The 15,961-nt window shown below is 52.0% G+C and carries 13 protein-coding genes and 1 pseudogene; 4 read left to right on the forward strand and 10 right to left on the reverse strand.

From position 1 onward, the window contains the following. The first annotated feature begins 86 nt into the window (after positions 1-86). The 3 genes and pseudogenes from dinG (at position 87) to FEK66_RS12820 (ending at position 4,436) form a co-directional block, all read left to right on the forward strand. Complete coding sequence (gene dinG / locus FEK66_RS12810; protein ID WP_135493591.1) at positions 87-2,237, forward strand: ATP-dependent DNA helicase DinG; 2,151 nt, start codon at positions 87-89, stop codon at positions 2,235-2,237. 27 nt (positions 2,238-2,264) lie between these two features. Beyond that, positions 2,265-3,227, forward strand: a complete 963-nt coding sequence (gene ybiB / locus FEK66_RS12815) for a DNA-binding protein YbiB (protein ID WP_135493592.1) — start codon at positions 2,265-2,267, stop codon at positions 3,225-3,227. Positions 3,228-3,366: 139 nt separating this feature from the next. Next, positions 3,367-4,436, forward strand: a pseudogene (locus FEK66_RS12820) (malate/lactate/ureidoglycolate dehydrogenase). Positions 4,437-4,678: 242 nt separating this feature from the next. Here FEK66_RS12820 and ybiJ read toward each other — a convergent pair. The 5 genes from ybiJ to mcbA form a co-directional block, all read right to left on the reverse strand. Then, positions 4,679-4,939, reverse strand: coding sequence for a DUF1471 family protein YbiJ (gene ybiJ / locus FEK66_RS12825; protein ID WP_130259773.1), 261 nt, complete (start codon positions 4,937-4,939; stop codon positions 4,679-4,681). Between the two features lie 264 nt (positions 4,940-5,203). Further along, on the reverse strand, positions 5,204-5,470 hold the full coding sequence (gene ybiI, locus FEK66_RS12830) for a C4-type zinc finger protein YbiI (RefSeq protein WP_135493593.1): 267 nt from the start codon (positions 5,468-5,470) through the stop codon (positions 5,204-5,206). A gap of 73 nt (positions 5,471-5,543) precedes the next feature. Then, the gene (gene ybiX, locus FEK66_RS12835) at positions 5,544-6,221 is read right to left on the reverse strand and encodes a PKHD-type hydroxylase YbiX (RefSeq protein WP_135493594.1); all 678 of its coding nucleotides are present in this window, start codon (positions 6,219-6,221) and stop codon (positions 5,544-5,546) included. Positions 6,222-6,263: 42 nt separating this feature from the next. Continuing rightward, the gene (locus tag FEK66_RS12840) at positions 6,264-8,546 is read right to left on the reverse strand and encodes a catecholate siderophore receptor Fiu (RefSeq protein WP_135493595.1); all 2,283 of its coding nucleotides are present in this window, start codon (positions 8,544-8,546) and stop codon (positions 6,264-6,266) included. Between the two features lie 264 nt (positions 8,547-8,810). Then, positions 8,811-9,071, reverse strand: a complete 261-nt coding sequence (mcbA, locus tag FEK66_RS12845) for a DUF1471 family periplasmic protein McbA (protein ID WP_135493596.1) — start codon at positions 9,069-9,071, stop codon at positions 8,811-8,813. A gap of 275 nt (positions 9,072-9,346) precedes the next feature. Here mcbA and rlmF point away from each other — a divergent pair, with 275 nt between their 5' ends. Then, positions 9,347-10,273 (forward strand): 23S rRNA (adenine(1618)-N(6))-methyltransferase RlmF, encoded by a 927-nt coding sequence (gene rlmF / locus FEK66_RS12850; protein WP_069913319.1) that lies wholly within the window; start codon positions 9,347-9,349, stop codon positions 10,271-10,273. On the opposite strand, the gene ybiO is transcribed toward rlmF, so the two are convergent. The 5 genes from ybiO to dps form a co-directional block, all read right to left on the reverse strand. Further along, entirely contained in the window at positions 10,270-12,495 is a 2,226-nt protein-coding gene (gene ybiO / locus FEK66_RS12855) for a mechanosensitive channel protein (RefSeq protein ID WP_138211472.1), read from the reverse strand. The two genes, rlmF and ybiO, sit on opposite strands and share 4 nt — an antisense overlap. A gap of 260 nt (positions 12,496-12,755) precedes the next feature. Next, positions 12,756-13,478: a glutamine ABC transporter ATP-binding protein GlnQ gene (gene glnQ / locus FEK66_RS12860; protein ID WP_000569080.1), complete on the reverse strand. Its 723-nt coding sequence runs from the start codon at positions 13,476-13,478 to the stop codon at positions 12,756-12,758. Beyond that, a complete protein-coding gene (gene glnP / locus FEK66_RS12865) occupies positions 13,475-14,134 on the reverse strand; it encodes a glutamine ABC transporter permease GlnP (RefSeq protein WP_061090926.1) in 660 nt (219 codons plus the stop codon). Before glnP ends, glnQ begins: the two co-directional genes overlap by 4 nt. Before the next feature lie 107 nt (positions 14,135-14,241). Next, positions 14,242-14,988 carry a glutamine ABC transporter substrate-binding protein GlnH gene (glnH, locus tag FEK66_RS12870; RefSeq protein ID WP_130205139.1) on the reverse strand — a complete coding sequence of 249 codons (747 nt, stop codon included), beginning with the start codon at positions 14,986-14,988 and terminating at the stop codon, positions 14,242-14,244. Positions 14,989-15,391: 403 nt separating this feature from the next. Further along, the gene (dps, locus tag FEK66_RS12880) at positions 15,392-15,895 is read right to left on the reverse strand and encodes a DNA starvation/stationary phase protection protein Dps (protein ID WP_064530112.1); all 504 of its coding nucleotides are present in this window, start codon (positions 15,893-15,895) and stop codon (positions 15,392-15,394) included. Positions 15,896-15,961: the final 66 nt, after the last annotated feature.

Consider the following 15,961-nt stretch of genomic DNA (forward strand, 5'->3'; position numbering starts at 1 on the left):
GCTTTCCAGAAACAGAAAAACCATTACCCCTGAAAACCGAAAAATGCCACAATATTGGCTGTTTATACAGTATTTCAGGTTTTCTCATGGCATTAACCGCCGCGCTTAAAGCGCAAATCGCTGCCTGGTATAAGGCGCTTCAGGAACAGATCCCCGACTTTATTCCCCGTGCGCCGCAGCGGCAGATGATTGCGGACGTCGCCAAAACGCTGGCCGGAGAAGAAGGGCGGCATCTGGCGATTGAAGCGCCCACCGGCGTTGGGAAAACGCTCTCCTATTTGATTCCCGGCATCGCCATTGCCCGCGAAGAGCAAAAAACGCTGGTGGTGAGTACCGCCAACGTGGCGTTGCAGGATCAGATCTACAGCAAAGATTTACCGCTGCTTAAAAAGATCATTCCCGATCTTAAATTCACCGCTGCTTTTGGGCGTGGGCGCTACGTTTGCCCGCGTAACCTGACGGCGCTAGCCAGCACTGAACCCACGCAACAGGATCTGCTGGCGTTTCTTGACGACGAACTGACGCCAAATAATCAGGAAGAGCAAAAACGTTGTGCGAAGCTGAAGGGCGATCTCGACACTTATAAATGGGACGGTCTGCGCGATCATACTGATATCGCTATAGATGACGATCTCTGGCGTCGTTTGAGTACCGACAAGGCCAGTTGCCTTAACCGCAACTGTTATTACTATCGCGAATGCCCGTTTTTTGTTGCCCGTCGGGAGATTCAGGAAGCGGAAGTGGTGGTGGCAAACCATGCGCTGGTGATGGCGGCGATGGAAAGCGAAGCCGTATTACCTGACCCGAAAAATCTGCTGCTGGTGCTGGACGAAGGTCATCACCTGCCGGATGTGGCGCGAGATGCGCTGGAGATGAGCGCCGAAATCACCGCACCGTGGTATCGGCTACAGCTGGACTTGTTCACCAAACTGGTCGCCACCTGCATGGAACAGTTTCGCCCGAAGACGATCCCACCGCTGGCGATCCCCGAGCGTTTGAATGCGCATTGTGAAGAGTTGTATGAGCTTATCGCCTCGTTAAACAACATTCTCAATCTCTACATGCCTGCCGGGCAGGAGGCAGAGCACCGTTTTGCGATGGGCGAACTGCCTGAGGAAGTGCTGGAGATCTGCCAGCGGCTGGCAAAACTCACCGAGATGCTGCGTGGTCTGGCGGAGTTATTTCTTAACGATTTAAGCGAGAAAACTGGTACTCATGACATTGTGCGTCTGCACCGTTTGATTTTGCAGATGAACCGCGCGCTGGGGATGTTTGAGGCGCAAAGCAAACTCTGGCGGTTGGCTTCGCTGGCGCAATCTTCCGGTGCGCCCGTGACCAAATGGGCGACGCGGGAAGAGCGCGAAGGGCAGCTGCATCTCTGGTTTCACTGCGTGGGAATACGTGTTAGCGATCAACTGGAAAGGCTGCTGTGGCGCAGCATTCCGCACATTATTGTCACCTCCGCGACCTTGCGTTCGCTGAACAGTTTTTCGCGTTTGCAGGAGATGAGCGGGCTGAAAGAGAAAGCAGGCGACCGCTTTGTGGCGCTGGATTCTCCCTTCAACCACTGCGAACAGGGCAAAATTGTTATTCCCCGGATGCGCTTTGAGCCTTCCATTGACAACGAAGAACAGCACATTGCTGAAATGGCGGCGTTCTTCCGTGAGCAGGTGGAGAGCAAAAAACATCTCGGTATGTTGGTACTGTTTGCCAGCGGGCGTGCGATGCAGCGGTTTCTCGACTATGTGACGGATTTACGGTTGATGTTGCTGGTGCAGGGCGATCAGCCGCGTTACCGTTTAGTTGAACTGCATCGCAAACGCGTCGCCAACGGTGAGCGCAGCGTACTGGTGGGTTTACAGTCTTTTGCCGAAGGGCTGGATTTGAAAGGCGATCTTCTCAGCCAGGTGCATATCCACAAAATCGCTTTTCCGCCTATTGACAGCCCGGTGGTGATCACCGAAGGAGAATGGCTGAAAAGCCTCAACCGCTATCCGTTTGAGGTGCAAAGCCTGCCGAGCGCCTCGTTTAACCTGATCCAGCAGGTTGGGCGTTTGATCCGAAGCCACGGCTGCTGGGGGGAAGTGGTGATTTACGATAAACGCTTGCTGACCAAAAACTATGGCAAGCGACTACTGGATGCATTACCGGTATTTCCGATTGAGCAACCGGAAGTCCCTGAAGGTATAGTTAAAAAGAAAGAAAAAGCGAAATCCCCACGCCGTCGGCGGCGTTAATGATGTGAGTCAGGTAAGGAGTCGTAAATGGACTATCGCAAAATCATTAAAGAGATCGGGCGCGGGAAAAACCACGCGCGCGATTTAGACCGGGATACTGCGCGCGGTCTGTATGCCCATATGCTCAACGGTGAAGTCCCTGACCTCGAGCTGGGCGGCGTATTGATTGCGCTGCGTATCAAAGGGGAAGGGGAAGCAGAGATGCTCGGCTTTTACGAAGCCATGCAAAATCACACCATCAAGCTGACGCCGCCTACCGGCAAGCCGATGCCCATTGTCATCCCCAGTTACAACGGTGCGCGTAAACAGGCCAACCTGACGCCGTTGCTGGCACTTCTGCTACACAAACTCGGTTTTCCTGTGGTGGTTCACGGGGTTAGCGAAGATCCAACCCGCGTGCTGACCGAAACCATTTTCGAACTGATGGGTATTACGCCAACGCTACATGCCGGGCAGGCGCAGGCGAAGCTCGACGAACATCAACCGGTGTTTATGCCTGTAGGCGCGTTTTGCCCGCCGCTGGAAAAACAACTGGCGATGCGCTGGCGGATGGGCGTGCGTAACAGTGCGCATACCCTGGCGAAACTGGCGACGCCATTTGCCGAAGGTGAGGCGCTGCGTCTTTCCAGCGTTTCGCATCCGGAATATATCGGGCGAGTCGCAAAATTCTTTAGCGATATTGGCGGACGAGCGCTGTTAATGCATGGCACCGAAGGTGAAGTTTATGCTAATCCGCAACGCTGCCCGCAAATCAATTTGATCGACCGTGAAGGGATGCGGGTGCTGTATGAAAAACAGGACACTGCTGGCAACGAGCTACTGCCACAAGCCAAAGACCCGGAAACCACGGCGAAGTGGATTGAGCGTTGCCTGGCTGGCAGCGAACCGATTCCTGAATCGCTGAAAATCCAGATGGCTTGCTGCCTGCTGGCGGCGGGTGAAGTGGCAACCGTTAACGACGGTCTGGCGCGCGTTAAACAATCATTTTAAGTTCTCCCCCAGCCGGATGATCACTGTCATCCGGTCTTTACTCCCCAGCAAAATCAAAGTGCAGCATCTTGATTGACCTTCCCGTGTGCGGCGCGCAGCATAAAAAAGCAACAGGCATATAACATAAAAGGAGTTAACCATGGAAAGTGGTCGTCGCTTTGATGCCCAGACGCTGCACAACTTTATCCTGGCTGTGTTTCGTCAGATGGGTAGCGAGGAACAGGAAGCAAAACTAGTAGCAGATCATTTAATTGCGGCAAATCTGGCAGGACATGATTCACATGGTATTGGCATGATCCCGAACTATGTGCGTTCCTGGCAGCAGGGTTATTTGCAACTCAACCATCACGCTAAAATTGTCAAAGATGCGGGGGCAATGGTCACGCTTGATGGCGATCGTGCATGCGGTCAGGTAGCTGCATATGAGGCAATGGCGCTGGGGATTGAAAAAGCACGCCAGCACGGCATTGCCGCCATAGCGCTGAGTAACTCACATCATATCGGGCGTATCGGTTATTGGGCGGAACAGTGCGCGGCGGCGGGATTCGTCTCTATCCACTTTGTCAGTGTGGTCGGGAGTAAGGCTGTTGCGCCGTTCCGTGGCCGGGACAGTCGCTTAGGCACAAATCCGTTTTGCGTCGTCTTTCCTCGAAAAGATGGTTTCCCGCTGCTGCTTGATTACGCGACCAGCACCATTGCGTTTGGTAAAACGCGTGTCGCCTGGCATAAAGGCGTACCCGTGCCGCCAGGTTGCCTGATTGATGCTAACGGTGTGCCAACGACCAATCCGGCGGTAATGCAGGAGCCACCGTTGGGAGCGTTACTGAGTTTTGCTGAACATAAAGGTTATGCTCTGGCGATGATGTGCGAAATTCTTGGTGGTGCGCTTTCTGGCGGTAAAACTACCCATCAGGACACATTGCAGAGTAGCCCCGATGCCGGTTTTAACTGTAGACCACTATTATCGTTAATCCGGAGTTGTTTGGTGCGCCGGAATGCACAGCGCAAACAGAAGCCTTTACCCAGTGGGTGAAAGCCTCGCCGCATGATGAAGATAAACCGATTTTGCTACCAGGCGAGTGGGAAGTGAATATGCGCCGTGAACGGCAGGAGTTTGGGATCCCGCTGGATGCTGGGAGCTGGCAGGCCATTTGCGATGCAGCGCGACAGGTTGGTATGTCAGAAGAGACGTTGCTGGCTTTCTGCTAACAATTAGCCAGCTAAAAAAAGCCCGTCCAGTGACGGACGGGCAAACAAGGGTAACATAGGATCAATGAGGGTTAGAGCACATGCGTCTGTCGGCAAACAGACAGGGAAATACTTGTGCTGGACGTAGCGTAAACGTCATATCCGACCAACGGTTCGGATTTTGTAGGCCTGATAAGACGCGGTAGCGTCGCATCAGGCATCTGTTGTCGGATGCGGTGTAAACGCTTGATCCGGCTTACGAATTACTTATAAATTACCGCGGTACCACTTAATTTATTAGTGTTGGTGGCGGAAGTAATGCTGTATCCACTAGCACCGGCTGCCGCAGCTTTCTCAGCCAGTTTCGCTTCCAGGGCATCGAGGGTGGATGCGCCATCGGCAGAAACTACGCCGATTTTGTTCATGCTCTGGGCCTGAGATGCCGTTACCGGTTCCGCCGCAAACACGCCAAATGACAGAGTTGAAAGAGCCATAGCAGCAACAACAGTATTGATAGTTTTCATAATTAATCTCTCGCAGGTGATTTTTGTTTAAGTGACGTTGTTTCGTCGATGTGATGAGTATCACGTTTTTTTTCGAGAGATAAAATCGAAGAGAATTGACCACCTTGTTCAAATAAATTGATTGATATCTAACATATTGATAAACCATTTATTTGTTGTACTTATGGACCCGTTTTATATCGCGTGGCAGTCACGGTAGCGTTAAAGGCACGGAATGCCACGCAAAATACAAATTATACTCGCTATGCATCGCGCCAGTTGCAGTTAACGTAACTGGCTGTCTTTCGAACCTCTGCGATTATATCCTGTATAAGCTGGTTTTTGTAAATCTTTCTCCTGCTGACAATGAATGCATAAGCGCACGCCAGGAATGGCTTCCCGACGGGCCTGCGGGATGGGGGCGCCACACTCTTCACATTCATACAGGCTTTCGCCACGCGGAATTTCACCCCGAGCGCGAGCGATCGCATCTTCAATTGTACTGTTGATCTGTTCGTTGACGGCGTCATCGTTAGCCCAACCGTATGCCATATCGTCCTCCCCATATCAATGCTTGTACAGTTAAGTGTAGCTAATATAGGGACGAACTCGGGCAGTTCAAGCGTCAGATCTCCGACCATTCCCGCAGCAGATTATGATAAAGATTGAGCAGCGACAGGATCTCTTCACTTTCGCCATAGCGGCTTTTCAGCGACTGAATATTGTTGTCCAGTTCAAACAGCATGGCGCGCTTTTTATCATCGCGAATCATCGACTGGATCCACATAAATGATGCCACTCGCACGCCGCGGGTTACGGGTGTCACGCAGTGCAGGCTGCTGGAGGGGTACAACACCAGATCGCCTGCCGGAAGTTTTACCCGATGTTGTCCAAAGGTGTCATTAACGACCAGTTCGCCGCCGTCGTAGCTTTGTGGATCGCTCAAAAACAGCGAGGCTGAAAGGTCAGTGCGCATCCAGCCGTTTTGTGGATGACTGCGTACTGCGCCATCCACATGAAAACCATAAGTTTCATTGTTCTGATAGCGATTAAACAGCGGTGTGGAAAGGGTACGCGGCAAGGCAGCGGCAAAGAACAAAGCATGTTGGTTAACCGCGTTCAGCACCTCATTTTGCAGTGCGGCGTACAGGGCGCTACGGGTGTCCACTTGCTGATTGCTCTTAACTTGTGCGCCTTGTGCACCGGTGGTGACGCGTCCATCAACCCATTCGGCTTGTTCCAGTTGTTCGCGAAACCGGGCGACGTCCTGTGGCGATAGCACGCCAGGAATGTGGTACATCATACAAGTTCTCCAAAAAGTGGGGCCGTGCGCCCCACATCTGAATCAGAAATGCATATTGGTGGTGAGCAGGAACGTTCTTGGTTCGCCCGGGTGATAACGGTAGCCGCTCTTGTTGATCGAGGCGACGTAATCGGTATCAAACAGGTTGTAGACGTTTAGCTGGAAGTCGAGATTGCGATTAACCCGATACCCCAGTTTGGCATCGGCGACCCAATAACCTTCGGTAAATGCTGGCGTTCCCACCGCGCCGTCTGAACCTTTATGCATACTGCCGATGTAACGCGCGCCCGCGCCAACGGAAATATCATCGGTTGCCTGATATTGGCTCCATAAGGTAAAGGCGTGCTCCGGCGTATATGGCAGAGATGAGGAACCATCCTGAGCCACGTCCGCGCCATTTTTAATGGTCGCTTTTTGCTGGGTATATCCGCCAATCACCTGCCACGCGGGCGTGATATTCCCGGCCACGGATATCTCATAGCCTTCGACGCGTTTCTTACCGTATTGCGAGTAAGTCCCGTCATCGTTTTGCTCAACTTCATTTTCGATATCAGTACGGAACAGCGCGGCGGTAAGCAACAGGCGTTTATCCAGCACCTGCCATTTGGTGCCAATCTCACTGGTGTTGGCTTTTTGCGGTTTAAAGTCGGTGCGGCTGGCGCTGTTACCGCTGCCAGACTGCGCAAGGGCGAAGTTGTTGCCGCCTGGCGGCTGCTGGGAAACGGCATAGTTAATATAGACATTGCCGTTTTCCGTCAGGTGATACAGCGCCCCGGCTTTCCAGTTCACCAGATTGCCCGACTTGGCAGTGTCGATGGTGGTGACCGGAGAACCGTTTGCCACGCCAGCAGGGCAGGTGACTGCGCCGCGTCCACTGCCGCCGCAGGCGGTGGCACTGTCATATTCAGTATGATAATTATCCAGACGGATCCCGCCGTTCAGCTCAAAATCACGGGTGATTTGCAGCGTATCGAAGGCATAAATTGCGAAGGTATCCGTCTGACCATTGGCGTTTGCGCCGTTGCGCGTCAGGCCGCCGGGATGAATGCTGCTGTCAGGATGATAAATATTCACCGCCGGTAACGTCACCGGATTAACGCCGTAGTTGGTCTGCGTTTCACGGGTAAATTCCACGCCAGTACTGACATCATGACCGACAGAGCCGGTATAAAATGTGGTAGTCAGGTTGGTCTGGTTGGTGAGAATTTTATTACTCACATCTTTGGTGTTCGCCGTACGTGACCAGGTCCAAGTATTCACATCGCTGGTGGGCTGGGTAATATTCGACGCCCCGCCCATAATCGCCGTCATCAGGTAATCCTGCTTCACGCGCGACCATCGAGTCGTATTGCGAATGGTGGTGTTATCGTTGATGTCGTGCTCAAAACGCATGGTGGCGGTATCGGTGGTCGAATCGTCGTAATCGGAATCCGTGCCATAAAAGTTATGCGTATCTACTTTTCCGGAATGATTCAGTGCCGCTGTTCCCGCAGATGGGGCGGAATAGCCCGGCAAACCGATGGTCGGAATGCCGCCGTCTGGCGTGTTGTGCTGGGTGACATGCAGATAATTAAGATACAAACGATTCGCTGTGCCAAGGCCAAAAGCTACAGAAGGGGCGACGCCGTAACGCTCATTTTTGACTTTGTCGCGTCCGGCATCGTGCGTTTTTTCGCCCATCACATTCAGACGCACCGCGGAGGTATCACCAATGACCTGATTGACGTCCAGCGTGCCGCGGCGGAACCAGGCGCTGCCAATACTGGCGGAGGCGTCAATGCCGGAATCATTGCGCGGCTGTTTGCTGATCATATTGATCGAGCCTGTCGGTGCGCTGCGCCCGTAGTCGGTGCCTGACGGCCCTTTAATTACTTCGACCTGCTCGGTATTGAAGGTGTCGCGCGAGACGCTGCCGATATCGCGAATGCCATCAATATAAATACTGTTAGAGGTATCGGCACCGCGCATATAAATGGCGTCGCCAGTGGTGGAGTTACCGTTCTCACCAGCAAAAAATGCGCCTACGCCGGGGACGTTTTTGAGTGCGTCGGTAAGGTTAGTCGCGCCCTGATCTTTAATCACCTGTTCGGAAATCACCGTCATCGTGCGGGTCGTATCCGCTACCGGACGCGAGAATTTCGGATCGGCAGATTGTTGTGGCGCATAAAGCGAAGGCGTTGATGCTTCGACAACCAGCGTGTCATCCGCGTTAGTTTGCCCTTCGGCGGCGAGTGCCTGTGCCACAGGCGTGATGCCAATACAAAGACCGGCAAAGAACGTGAGCGAATGAAATTGTCTGGCAGGGAAATTGCGATTGTTTTCCATTTAGCAGGTGACTTTTTCTTATATGTTTAAGTTTTCACTGTCACGAGAAAGCATCTCTGCGGATGCGATGCCACTGTTAATCCCGTAATAGTATTCGTGAAAGTGATAATAATTTTGATAAGCATTATCACTTGGCGCGATTTTCTATCACCCATTGCGCGAAAAAGAAATACATTTATTTACATTGCGTTCATATTTGATGTTTTTTGATTACAAAACAAACGAAAACTGCATCCAGAGGCGAATGCAGTTACGTTGGTGGGGTTATTTGTAGATGGTTGCAGTACCGAACATCTGGTCATTTCCGCCTGCGGAATTAATGACATAACCTTTCGCGCCTTGTTCGCGCGCTTTTTCTGCCAGTTTATCCTCCAGATCGCTTAGGTTTGATGCGCCAGTTGCCGAAACGGTACCGGCGGGCCGTAGCTGACCGCTGTCCTGGTTACTCAGAGGCTGCGCGGCATAAGCCGTGAGAGAGATTCCGCTCAGGACGGTGGTAATCAGTAGTGCGAGGCACTTTTTCATAATGACATCCTCAGAAATACAACGAGTAGTGCCTGATAAGTGTAGGTCGCCTGTGCGATGCAAATGACGCAAAAAATTGACAGAGATGTGCTTGTTTTTTGAACGATATATTTTTACAAAATAAGACAAATCAATGACATGCATGATGCTGATTTTTATGGTGAATTGCCATAAACCATAGTCATGTTAAGGTTTTTGGGAATGATAAATGCAGCCAGATATTTACCCTGTCGCGTTATGCGGGTATCTTACGCCGCTGCTTAAAGGAGAATGCTATGTCCGCCCAGAAACCGGGGTTGCATCCGCGCAACCGTCATCACAGCCGCTACGATCTCGCCACGCTTTGTCAGGTCAATCCTGAACTCAAGCAATTCCTCACGCTTACACCCGCCGGGGAGCAAAGCGTAGACTTTGCCAATCCACTGGCGGTGAAGGCGCTCAATAAGGCGTTGCTGGCCCATTTTTACGCCGTAGCGAACTGGGACATTCCGGACGGTTTTCTCTGCCCGCCAGTACCGGGCCGGGCGGATTATATTCATCACCTTGCCGATTTACTGGCTGAAGCAAGCGGAACAATTCCAGCTAATGCCAGCATTCTGGATATCGGCGTTGGTGCGAACTGTATTTACCCGCTGATTGGCGTACATGAATATGGCTGGCGTTTTACCGGCAGCGAAACCAGCAGCCAGGCGTTAAGCAGTGCGCAGGCGATCATCAGTGCTAATCCGGGGCTTAACCGCGCCATTCGTCTGCGTCGGCAGAAAGAGAGCGGGGCGATTTTTAACGGCATTATCCATAAAAATGAGCAATACGATGCCACCTTGTGTAACCCACCGTTCCACGATTCCGCCGCTGCGGCACGGGCAGGTAGTGAGCGTAAACGCCGTAACCTTGGGCTGAACAAAGACGATGCACTGAACTTTGGTGGTCAGCAACAGGAGTTGTGGTGTGAAGGCGGTGAAGTCGCCTTTATCAAAAAGATGATTGAAGAGAGCAAAGGCTTCGCGAAGCAAGTGATGTGGTTTACCTCGCTGGTATCTCGTGGTGAAAACTTACCGCCGTTGTATCGTGCTTTGACGGACGTGGGCGCGGTGAAGGTGGTAAAAAAAGAGATGGCCCAGGGGCAAAAGCAGAGTCGCTTTATTGCCTGGACCTTTATGAACGACGAGCAGCGTCGCCGTTTTGTCAATCGCCAGCGTTAAAGCGTTGGCTCCCCCGGTGGCAGCGGTTCTGCCGGGGCCGCGCCCGGAGCCGGCAGCACCTGATAAGTCTGCACTGGCGCGCGAACACCCGCCAGGTCGAAATGCTTTTTCACCTGGCTGTCGAGGGCAAAGCGTACCGTCCACTGTTTGAGTGGCAGCGTGGTGAACGACACACGCAGTGTAAATGCGGTATTGCTTAAGCCGACAATCCCGGCAAAGTTCGGTTCACCAATAATCAGCCCGCGAATTTCTTCGTTTTCCATTAATTCCGCTACCGCATCTTTCAGCGCCTGATTGGCTTTATCAGTATCTTCATGGCGATCAACATCGTAATTTGCCACCACTGAACCAATGCCACGGACAAAGTTGGCAAAGGTGGTAATCGAAGACCACGGAATGATGTGATACGCCCCGGTATCCTGGCGCACGCCAACGGATCGAATCGACATTCGTTCCACCGTACCCGTCAACGGCCCGATGGTCACTAAATCTCCGGTGTTCATACCGTTTTCAAACTGAATAAATACCCCGGTGATAATATCTTTCACCAGCGTTTGCGAACCGAAAGAGATAGCCAGCCCCAACGCCCCTGCACCTGCCAGCAGCGGCGCAATGTTGACGCCGATTTCCGACAACACAATCATGATGGTGATGGTACTGATGATCACTGCCAGCGCGTTACGAAACAGCGTCAGCAGGGTACGTGTGCGGGCGCTGGGCAGCGGGCGACCATGGATATCCGAGGCCAGTCGGTTTTCGATCAAACTGGCGAGCACCGTCCAGCCAACCGCTGAGAAGAAAAGAATGAGCGCGATACGGATCAGGATATCTACCGTTTTTTGCCCCGCACCGTTTTGCAGCCAGTTCCAGAAATCGAACAATCCCCATGCGCTCAACAGCAACATTACCGCCACGCAGACTGTCAGAATACGCGCCGTTTTCAGTGCCGCCGAAAGCCAGCCATTCAGCCGTTTTTGCAGCTCCGGATAGTTACGCTGAGTATGTGGCGAGAGGGTGATGGTTTTCGCCAGCCAGCGGGAAAACATACCGGAAACAAACGCTGCGATACCAATAATCGCCAGGCTGCGCACCGTCGCGCCCATCATAAATTTCAGGCTATTGCCCGGATCGAACAACGAAAAGAAAAACAGCACGATAAAATAGGCGCTTGCCAGCCAGTGCCAGACCAGCGCAAAGGCGCGGATAAACAGGCTGAAAAAGGCCAGCGAATGCTCCGCAAAGTTGAGCAAATGCTGGGTAATCTCTTTTTTATTACGAAAGATCAGGTACAGCGCCCAGATGGTCATGCACAGCATGATTGCTACGTTTGCCAGCGCGCCAATTTGTACATTCACCTGATTAGAGATAATCGGCACTGCCACAATCAGGCCATAGCCTATCAAACTGCTTAACCAGCTCAGGCGGCGACTCCAGTAACGGGCGCTCTCATCCTGGATGTTAAACGGGCGCAACTCCGCCACGTTCGGGCAAAAAATCAGGCGTAAAACCGCTTTGAAAAATTCAATCAGGGCAAAGGCGTTGAGAAACAAACTTTGTTGGAAAGCGATGGTGCGACTGCCCGCATTCAGGTTGTCGCTTAAAACCTGACCGACAAATAATGTCAGAGCCAGTAACAGCAGGTCGATAATAAACGCCCCGATAATCATCGCCGGAAGCTGCAACCAGTTACTGCGCTCACGATTTTTTTGCCGCGCCCACTGGCCCATTTTGCGATACAGAGGCAGTGCGCACAGGCGAATCAGCCAGTAAAAACCAAACACTAAAACCGCTAACATTGAAAAATGGGTCAGCGCATTGCTGAAGGTTTGTGGATTAAACGGCTTATGTGGGGAGCCGGTGATATTGCGATAAAGTTGCCCGAAGCGGGCGGAAAGGGCTTCACCATAATGGTGGCTGACTTCGGTGACCTTTTGCAGCACGGTTTGCTCTTCAACCAGCGTTGGCGGCACGATCTTCGGGACCGGTTCCGCAGGGGGCGTCGCGGCGACGGTGCGCAACTGGTCGATCAACTCTTTACGCGAGGTGTCATTATCCAGCACATCCGCCAGTGCGCCATAAGCCGCTTTTTTTTGTTCGATATCCGGTTCCGGGGCCGGTTCAGTCGTTGAGTCCGTTGTCGTTGTGGTTGTAACGCCGGGTATGGATACCGCGTGGGCAGGTGCGCCCAGCAGGCAGAAGAGGATGAACAGGATCCACCGCATGACTCCTCCAGTGAGAAAACAGAGCAAAAAGATAAGTATAGATGCTGGGGGAGGGGCGATTTTAAATGAGAGGAATCTGGTGTGCCTCCCTTTCGGGTGAAAGGGAGGAAGGGATATTAAGCAGGTTGCTGACAACGTGCGGGCTTTTTTGCCGGATGCGGCGTGAACGCCTTATCCGTCCTACACGTTCATGCAATTTTAATAAGTTGCCATATATCCTGTAGGCCTGATAAGCGTAGCGCATCAGGCAATGTGTCTTATTAAGAGACGTGCTGTAAAAATTCCTGCAAGCGCTGGCTCGGCGGATTTTTGATCAACACCTGCGGATCGCCATCTTCCGCAATCCGGCCTTTGTCGATAAAGATCAGGCGCGAAGCTACTTTCTCGGCAAAACCGATTTCGTGGGTCACGATCACCATCGTCATCCCTTCTTCAGCCAGATCCTGCATAACCTTCAGCACTTCATGGCGCAATTCCGGGTCAAGAGCGGAAGTCGGTTCATCAAACAGCATCATTTTCGGTTTCACCGCCAGCGCGCGGGCAATCGCTACACGCTGCTGCTGACCACCAGAAAGTTCGGAAGGGTAGTGATGGGCGCGTTCCGCCAGACCGACTTTCGCCAGCAATTCACGTGCCAGTTTTTCCGCCTCTTCTTTGTTCGCGCCACGCACGCGTAGCGGGCCAAACATGACGTTTTCCAGCGCCGTCAGATGCGGGAAAAGGTAAAACTGCTGGAACACCATACCCGCTTCCTGGCGAATCAGGCGCTCGTCAACTTTCGGATCGTTAACCTTCAGACCATCGACAATCAGATCGCCGGAGGTGATTTCTTCCAGTTTGTTGATGCAGCGCAGCAGGGTCGATTTACCGGAACCAGACGGCCCGATAATCACCACGACTTCGCCCTGGGCAATATTCAAATCGATATTGTGCAGCACTTGGGTTGGGCCAAAGTGCTTGGAGACGTTTTTAAATTCAATCACAGGATTTTCATCCTTCTTTCCAGACGACGCAGAATAAAGCTCAGCACCAGGGTAATAATCAGATAGAACACCGCCACGGCGCTCCAGATCTCAAGGGCGCGGAAGTTACCGGCAATAATTTCTTGCCCCTGACGGGTCAGTTCCGCCACGCCGATAACAATAAACAGCGAGGTATCTTTAATGCTGATGATCCACTGGTTACCCAGCGGCGGCAGCATACGGCGCAGTGCCAGCGGTAAAATGACGTAGCGAATGGTTTCCCAACGTGAAAGGCCGAGCGCCAGTCCTGCTTCACGAAAACCTTTGTGGATTGACAGCACCGCACCACGCGTGATTTCCGCAATGTACGCGCCGGAGTTGATCATGATGGTGACCACCGCCGCAGTAAACGGGTCGATGCGTAAGTCGTTAAACGCCATCGGCAGGGCGAAGTAGATAAACATCACCTGGACGACGATAGGTGTGCCGCGGATCACTTCAATAAAGACCAGCGCGACGTGGTTGGCTATCCAACCACCGAAGGTGCGTGCAAAACCTGCCGCCAGTCCGATAACCAGGCCGCCAGCCAGACCGAGGACTGAAATCCACAGGGTCATTTTGGCGCCTTCAATCAGAAGCGGAATGGCAGGCCAGATGGCACTCCAGTCAAACTGCATATGTTGTTCCTGTTACCGTGGTGTAAATACCCGAGCCAGAAGGCTGGCGGGGCGAAACGCTGGCCCGGTATGCAAAAGGCCACCGGGCCATAAATTAAAGGCAATCATTATTTCGGTTCAGTACCGAACCATTTTTTGTAGATTTCGTTGTATGTGCCGTTCTCGCGCAGGGTTTTCAACGCGCCGTTGATTTTGTCACGCAGCTCGTCGCTACCTTTCGGGAACGCAATACCGTATTGCTGTGCTTCCAGAGAGTCACCTACCGCTTTGAACTGACCGTTCCCGGCGGTTTTGATGAAGTACAGAATGTTTGGTGTGTCGTGCAGGACGGCGTCTGCGCGGTTGGTACCCAGTTCCATATAGGCGTTATCGATGTTCGGGAACTGACGCAGATCTTTGGTTTTGATGTTCGCTTTTGCGTAATCAACGGAGCCGGTGCCGCTCTTCACAGCAACCACTTTACCATCGAGATCTTTCACGCTTTTCACATCGTTATTGTTGGCTTTCACCATCACTAACAGGCCGCTTTTGTAGTAGCCGTCAGAGAAATCGATCGCTTTTTTACGCTCGTCGGTAATGGTAATGCCCGCCAACGCCAGATCGATGTTTTTGGTTTGCAGTGCTGGGATGATGCCGCTGAAATCCATTGGTTTCAGTTCGTAATCCAGCTTCAGTTCTTTGGCGATAGCAGCCCACAGATCCACATCAAAACCAACGTATTTGTCGCCCTGTTTAAATTCAAACGGAACGAAGGCGGTATCCGTCGCCACAACCAGTTTTTTATCCGCGGCATGAGAAGAAACCGCAAAAGCCAGGGTCAGTGCAGCCAGTGAAACTTTTAATACAGACTTCATAGCATTTCCTTTTTTCTATCCACGGGACGATCCCCTGCGTGACATTTACGTATATGAAAAAATCGTGCCAGTTTTACAACTCTTTGATTTTTATAGGAGCAGTAAAAACGGGTTGCACAATTTATGGGGCAACATCTCCGGTCTGCACCATATTGGGGCGCCAAAGTGGTGCGCAAAAATAGTGCACTCAACACATAGGTTATTTAGCGTAAATTCTGATGAAAAAACAATCTTTATGTAACGATTGTGTGATGTTGTTGATACAAGTATTTTACTTTGACAGGCGGAGAAGGCGATGAGTTGCACTAAAAAAGTGCGTAAAGGCGGGCAGCAATACAAAACGGCCTCCTGTCAGGAAGCCGCTTTTATCGCTTACTTAAGTTTTGCACCATCTGCGATGGATTTATTCGATATTAGATTCGATAAACCACAAGAATTTATCCAGGTCGCGGGAAGCGGCGGTCAGGATATCTGCGGTGTCGTCATCTTTCGCTTCGCCAATCGCTTTGCGCACGTCGTTGGCAACAATCGCGTAACGGTCAGCCAGCTCTTTCAGGTGATCCTGAACGCTGTGGATGTCCAGGGGGTAGCTTTTCAGCGGGGTTTTGCTGTTAATAACTTGAGTGGTACCAAGGGCAACGCCGCCTAGTTGCACCGCGCGCTCTGCCATAGTATCCAGGTGATCGGTCAGTGCGGTACGGAAACCATCCAGCATCTCATGTACGGCAATGAAGTTAGCGCCGCGCATGTTCCAGTGCGCTTGTTTGGTAATCAAAGAGAGATCAATAAACTGGATAACCTGGCGATTCAGCAACTCAACTGTCGCTTTCTTCTCGCTGTCAGAGACATCGTTGCGGGTATAAAGCAGATTTGTCGCTTTTGCTTTAACTAATTTAGCGGTACTCATAATTTCATATCCTCTTGATGTTGTGTCCCAGTAATTAACGAAACTAAGTATAGCACCACCCTGGTG

This window comes from Escherichia sp. E1130, assembly GCF_005781065.1.
Classification (GTDB): domain Bacteria; phylum Pseudomonadota; class Gammaproteobacteria; order Enterobacterales; family Enterobacteriaceae; genus Escherichia.

Bases quoted from the DNA above. Each gene is read 5' to 3' on its own strand.
- ybiI (WP_135493593.1), bottom strand. From the start codon at position 5,470: ATGGCATACGGTTGGGCTAACGATGACGCCGTCAACGAACAGATCAAC.
- ybiX (WP_135493594.1), bottom strand. From the start codon at position 6,221: ATGATGTACCACATTCCTGGCGTGCTATCGCCACAGGACGTCGCCCGG.
- rlmF (WP_069913319.1), top strand. From the start codon at position 9,347: ATGTCCGCCCAGAAACCGGGGTTGCATCCGCGCAACCGTCATCACAGC.
- dps (WP_064530112.1), bottom strand. From the start codon at position 15,895: ATGAGTACCGCTAAATTAGTTAAAGCAAAAGCGACAAATCTGCTTTAT.
- glnP (WP_061090926.1), bottom strand. From the start codon at position 14,134: ATGCAGTTTGACTGGAGTGCCATCTGGCCTGCCATTCCGCTTCTGATT.
- ybiO (WP_138211472.1), bottom strand. From the start codon at position 12,495: ATGCGGTGGATCCTGTTCATCCTCTTCTGCCTGCTGGGCGCACCTGCC.
- ybiB (WP_135493592.1), top strand. From the start codon at position 2,265: ATGGACTATCGCAAAATCATTAAAGAGATCGGGCGCGGGAAAAACCAC.
- glnH (WP_130205139.1), bottom strand. From the start codon at position 14,988: ATGAAGTCTGTATTAAAAGTTTCACTGGCTGCACTGACCCTGGCTTTT.
- FEK66_RS12840 (WP_135493595.1), bottom strand. From the start codon at position 8,546: ATGGAAAACAATCGCAATTTCCCTGCCAGACAATTTCATTCGCTCACG.
- mcbA (WP_135493596.1), bottom strand. From the start codon at position 9,071: ATGAAAAAGTGCCTCGCACTACTGATTACCACCGTCCTGAGCGGAATC.
- ybiJ (WP_130259773.1), bottom strand. From the start codon at position 4,939: ATGAAAACTATCAATACTGTTGTTGCTGCTATGGCTCTTTCAACTCTG.
- dinG (WP_135493591.1), top strand. From the start codon at position 87: ATGGCATTAACCGCCGCGCTTAAAGCGCAAATCGCTGCCTGGTATAAG.